We start from the raw sequence: 2,500 nt of genomic DNA on the forward strand, positions 1-2,500 counted from the left end.
TGGAGGACCGAACTCATTAGCGTTGAAAAGCTATGGGATGACCTGTGGATAGGGGTGAAAGGCCAATCAAACTGAGAGATAGCTCGTTCTCCCCGAAATGTTTTTAGGAACAGCGTCGCATATAGAAGTTTATTAGAGGTAGAGCTACTGATTGGGCTAGGGGGCTTCACCGCCTACCAAACCCTGACAAACTCCGAATGCTAATAAATATCTGCGGCAGTGAGGCTGCGGGTGCTAAGATCCGTGGCCGAGAGGGAAATAACCCAGATTAGCAACTAAGGTCCCTAATACGTAGTTAAGTTGATCAAACGAAGTTTGAACCCTATAACAGCCAGGATGTTGGCTTGGAAGCAGCCATTCATTTAAAGAGTGCGTAACAGCTCACTGGTCGAGGGTTCAGGCACGGAAAATAATCGGGCATCAAACTACGAACCGAAGTTCTAAGATTGCCACTAGGTGGTATATCGGTAGGGGAGCATTCTGATCCGCTGCGAAGGTGTACGGCGACGTATGCTGGAGCGTTCAGAAAAGAAAATGTAGGTATAAGTAACGATAAATAAAGTGAAAAACTTTATCGCCGTAAGTCTAAGGGTTCCTGATCAACGTTAATCGGATCAGGGTTAGTCGGGTCCTTAGGAAAACCCGAAAGGGGCATCTGATGGAAAACTGGTTAATATTCCAGTACTCGCTTTAGTTTCGATGGGGTGACGCAGAAGTGAACATCACACGATGGAAACGGAATTCCACGTTTAAGTACGTAGCTATATCTTTTACAGGCAAATCCGTAATTGATGGCGAAATACGAAAGTATATGAGGCCTTCGGGCCGATTGAGTGATCTAATAGCTGCCGAGAAAAACCTCTAAGGTTAGGCTAAAGCGACCCGTACCGCAAACCGACACAGGTAGACGAGAAGAATATTCTAAGGCGCTCGGGTGAGCCGTGGAGAAGGAACTAGGCAAATTGTGGCTGTAACTTCGGGATAAAGCCAGCCTACTTCGGTAGGCCTCAGTAAAATGATTCAACCAACTGTTTAACAAAAACACAGGGCCCTGCAAAATCGAAAGATGACGTATAGAGCCTGATACCTGCCCGGTGCTGGAAGGTTAAGGAAGGATGTTCGGCGCAAGCCAAAGCTTCTGACTGAAGCCCCAGTAAACGGCGGCCGTAACTATAACGGTCCTAAGGTAGCGAAATTCCTTGTCGGGTAAGTTCCGACCTGCACGAATGGTCTAATGAGTTGAATACTGTCTCCTCCACGAGCCCGGTGAAATTGTAGTATCGGTGAAGATGCCGGTTACCCGTCACGGGACGGAAAGACCCCGTGAACCTTCACTACAACTTTGCATTGATTTTGATTTACGGATGTGTAGAATAGTTGGGACTCTACGAAGCAGCGGCGCTAGCCGTTGTGGAGAGGTCGTTGAAATACCAACCTTCTTTGAATTAGAGTCTAACCCCTTGCGGGGAACAGTGCATGGTGGGTAGTTTGACTGGGGTGGTCGCCTCCTAAAGTGTAACGGAGGCTTGCAAAGGTACCCTCAGTACGGTTGGTAATCGTACGAAGAGCGCATTAGTATAAGGGTGCTTGACTGTGAGGCATACAGGCCGAGCAGGAGCGAAAGCTGGCTAAAGTGATCCGGCGGTTCTGCATGGAAGGGCCGTCGCTCAAAGGATAAAAGGTACTCCGGGGATAACAGGCTGATCTCCCCCAAGAGCTCATATCGACGGGGAGGTTTGGCACCTCGATGTCGGTTCGTCACATCCTGGGGCTGGAGAAGGTCCCAAGGGTTCGGCTGTTCGCCGATTAAAGTGGCACGTGAACTGGGTTCAGAACGTCGCAAGACAGTTCGGTCCCTATCTGTGATGGGCGTTAGAAAATTGAGTGGACATGACCTTAGTACGAGAGGACCGGGTCGTACGTACCGCTGGTGTATCTGTTGTGCCGCCAGGTGCAGCGCAGAGTAGCTATGTACGGACAGGATAAACGCTGAAAGCATCTAAGCGTGAAACCTTCCACAAGATGAGTTTTCTTTTAAGGGTCGTCAGAGACTATGACGTTGATAGGCTACAGGTATAAAACTGGTAACAGTAAAGCCGAGTAGTACTAATTGCCCGTATGCTTTAATTTTTTTTATCACTTACGTATTACGACTTCCCAATATGACATTATTAAGGTCAATATGACCCAAGATCTTATGGTGGTTTTGCCGAGGGTGTTCACCTCTTCCCATACCGAACAGAGAAGTTAAGCCCCTCATGGCCGATGGTACTGCACCACAATGCGGGAGAGTAGGTAGCTGCCATATTTATTGAAGCCCTGTAGCTTGTGCTACAGGGCTTTTTTTTGCCCCTCCCTGAACAGCCTGTTCTTAAACGGCCCAAGCCCAACGGTCCGGTTCCTCCAAAACTCCAACTATCCGGCTCCCCCAAAGCTCCAACGGTCCGGTTCCCCAAGCCCCAACGTTCCTGAATCCTCAAAGCCCCAACGTTCCGGCTCC

Annotated in this window: 2 rRNA genes (1 of these 2 cut by a window edge); both read left to right on the forward strand. The window is 49.0% G+C overall.

The annotated features are described in order from the left end of the window. A 23S ribosomal RNA gene (locus tag Q4E93_RS03655) occupies window positions 1-2,130 on the forward strand (it extends 745 nt beyond the left edge of the window). 66 nt (window positions 2,131-2,196) lie between these two features. Continuing rightward, a 5S ribosomal RNA gene (gene rrf / locus Q4E93_RS03660) occupies window positions 2,197-2,308 on the forward strand. Window positions 2,309-2,500: the final 192 nt, after the last annotated feature.

It is taken from the genome of Flavitalea plasmicola (assembly GCF_030546645.1).
In the GTDB taxonomy this organism is placed as follows: domain Bacteria; phylum Bacteroidota; class Bacteroidia; order Chitinophagales; family Chitinophagaceae; genus Puia.